Source organism: Sulfuricurvum sp. (assembly GCF_028712165.1).
Lineage (GTDB): Bacteria > Campylobacterota > Campylobacteria > Campylobacterales > Sulfurimonadaceae > Sulfuricurvum.
On the sequence record NZ_JAQTQR010000123.1, the window covers coordinates 1 to 3,105 of the forward strand.

Sequence of the window (3,105 nt, forward strand, 5' to 3'; positions counted from 1 at the left end):
TACTTCTGATAGAGTCTCATGCTAACCTTTGTGCGTTATTATAATTTTTAAAAATAAAATAACAGACTGTTTTTCGGATTTGTTATCGGATTTTTATATAGGCATAGCCGCTGCGCTGTAAATCGATAATTTTAATCACTCCCGCCGGCGTGGTCGTCGCAAAATCCTCGATTTGATTGTCTGCTACATGGTTTTTGTCCATCGTATTTTTGCAGGCATAAATTTTAATCTTGTCACCGCCATCGAGCTGAAGAGCTTTTAGTCGTGATCGTGTTCCGGCACCCGTAGGCCCCCCCTGCGTTATATAAGGTTTTTCTTCAAAACCGGTATTGTTAAAATCTTTCATAACGTATTGAAGACACGGCCCGAGTGCAACAATATCGATTTCATATTGTATGAAGTTTTTATTGTAATACTCAACCGCATTGTTGATCGTGTTCAGCATCAGATGCACACGATCCGCTTCAGGGAAATCGCATTGATAAACTACCTTGATTACATCATCATCCTTTTCGCTTGCGGCGAGGGGAAAGGCTGCAACAGTCAGTAGGGTAAAGAGTAGGTTCATTAGTTTCATGGTTTGATCCTTTTTAAAAAGCATAAGTTACTTGGACTTCGGCTCGGTTGCCCATGTTGTCCAAAACTGTTTGTGCGCCTGCATTGCCCGGTGCTTTCGCATCTCGGATCAAATAGTTGAAATCGATCCGTGTAGGACCTTTAAATCGGTACGATGCTCCGAGTGTTGTTGTTGTAAAGTCCCGTTCCCCTTTGACATCGTTGGTCAGACGGTTCATAAAATCGTAACGGCCGAATATTTCGAACTTTTGAGGAATAAGTTCATATTGGAGATTGACATAACCGCCGTTGGCTTTGTTTTCGTTTCCAGATGCAAATTGAAGCTGCCAATCCTCTACCAACGGGTTGGCATCGACATCTTTCGGTCCGACATAGATCATCCCCTGAGCCATCATGTATTCCGCCTCAAATCTTAGACCGTGGTTATAGTAGGTCATCCCAAGACCATAGCGTTTGCGGTCGGCATCTATCAGTGTCGCAGCGTTGGAAACAAATTTACGTTTTCCGTTTTGTCCCCAAACATAAAACTTCATCGCATTGGTGTAATACCCTTTTCCTCCGCCGAAGTTGTTTTCGAGTGCCAAATAGCCGTAATGGGTAGCTTGTGTATCCGTATTTGAATTGGAAAGTCCGGTTCCGTTCCCGTACATGTAGGCATAACTAAAAGTCCATGCATTTACGAGAGGAATGGTGTCAAAGATTTCGGCACCTGTGTCTCGGAACGCCCCGACCGGATTATCGACGGATGTGGTTGTATAATGGGTTGTAACTGCTCCGCCTGCTGCCGCACCGGTTTGTGCCGCTGTAGCCTTTGTTATGCGTCGTTCCAATAGCTCTTGGTCACTCATCGTAGTAAAATCGATATACGGAGAGACAAAAACGGCTTGCAGACCCTCTTCACTTCCCGGGTATTTAAATCTACCGACGCGAATTTTTGCATCCGGAATGTATTTGAGAGTCACCGAAGCATCGGTCAGATAGGTCGGTGTACTGTGGTTTGCCAGATTGTTAATACCGTTGTTCCCGAAGTCGGTCATGACAAAATAATTGACCATATTGTCATCATCCGCGATACCGCGTACGGCCAGACGGGCTCTTGCGAGATTAAACCCGGATTGATCTTCGAGGTTGGGTGTCAAAAGTGAAAACGGAGTGGTTGTTTTTCCGCCGGATGAGGCAACGGTGCCGTAATCGTTTTTATAGTTGATCTGTGCAAATCCCCAAAGCTTTGGCGTTTTATTTCGATTGGGAACAATGACTCCCTGAGGTGCTACGGTCTCAGGTTCCGCACCTTGAAGCATCAACCAATCTGCTGCATTGAGCTCCACACAAGAACTGAGCAATATCAAACTTAACAGCGCCGATCTTGAAACACTTTTCATATGTTTTCCTTATATTAGATGGGAAAATTGTAGGAAAAGAACGAAAAGAAAATGAAAAGAGATTATAGTCGAAAAAAATGCTTCTTTCATTGTGAAAATGAAGTTCAGGATTTAAAGAGGAAAAAGTGATTATCATATTTAAGCTAATTATCACTAAAAGGAACAAAAATGAATCTATCATTTTTAAAACTAAAATTTATAACGACAAAACTGTTTGATTACAATAATGAAAAGTTGAATGCTTTTTCGATCATACTGATCATTTTGCTGGATATTTTTATCTTTAGTATCATCGGAAACGGGATAACGACCGAAAAGTTTAAATCCCCTCCGGTTGAAGTGGTTTATCCCTACGAATGCCAAATGTATTTTGAAAAAGATTTGAAAGATTACAGCGATTTCAACAGTGTAAACTATTACCCGGACGGTTTTGGAAATGCGGTATCGCCGATATGTGTTGATCTATCGAAAGAATTAAAAATTTTTACATCCTCCGACGCGTTTAAAAATAACGCTCAGCAAATTATTGATCTCTCATCCAAAGAGGCGGATATCGTCGCTTCTATCAGTGAGATTCAAAATACGTATGATACGAAACTGTTCGAAAAAATGGCCAGTGAGAGTGTAGGAGATACGCTCCAGGAAACCAAATCAAAATATTACGGATTGCTCAAAGAGCAAGCGAGTGTTAAAAAGGTACTGGCAAGCATACCTTCGGTCACAAGTTTAAGCGGCTATGAAACACTCATCTCCTATATCAAGATACATAAATCAGAGTTTGACAAAAGTCATGCATCGTATGCTTTTTGGCAATCTTTTTACGCGTTTGGATGGATGCTCGTTTATGTGGTTCCGCTCTTTTTGGTGACATTTTTCTTTTATCAAAAGAGCACGAAAATGCTCATCAAACTTATATCCTCCCATATTATTGCAATCCTGACCATTTTATTCTTGATCGATTTGTCTATTCTGATTTGGAGTGTCCTTCCGAAAACATTTCTGAAAAAAATCGTTGATTTGCTCTATTCTCTGGGATTAATGCAGCTGTATTATTACTTTCTGATCGTTGCGGCAGTTTTGATCGTCGGATATGTGATTTATCTGGTACAAAAATATTCCGCAAGGGTAAAAATGGAGGCTCGTAAAA

3 protein-coding genes are annotated in these 3,105 nt (G+C 41.1%); 1 reads left to right on the forward strand and 2 read right to left on the reverse strand.

From position 1 onward, the window contains the following. Positions 1-82: 82 nt before the first annotated feature. Positions 83-577 carry a DsrE family protein gene (locus PHP90_RS13845; protein ID WP_299931067.1) on the reverse strand — a complete coding sequence of 165 codons (495 nt, stop codon included), beginning with the start codon at positions 575-577 and terminating at the stop codon, positions 83-85. Positions 578-590: 13 nt separating this feature from the next. Then, complete coding sequence (locus tag PHP90_RS13850; protein ID WP_299931068.1) at positions 591-1,958, reverse strand: hypothetical protein; 1,368 nt, start codon at positions 1,956-1,958, stop codon at positions 591-593. A gap of 168 nt (positions 1,959-2,126) precedes the next feature. On the opposite strand from PHP90_RS13850, the gene PHP90_RS13855 reads away from it, so the two are divergent. After that, positions 2,127-3,105: hypothetical protein (locus PHP90_RS13855; protein ID WP_299931069.1), on the forward strand; the 979-nt coding region annotated here is incomplete at its 3' end.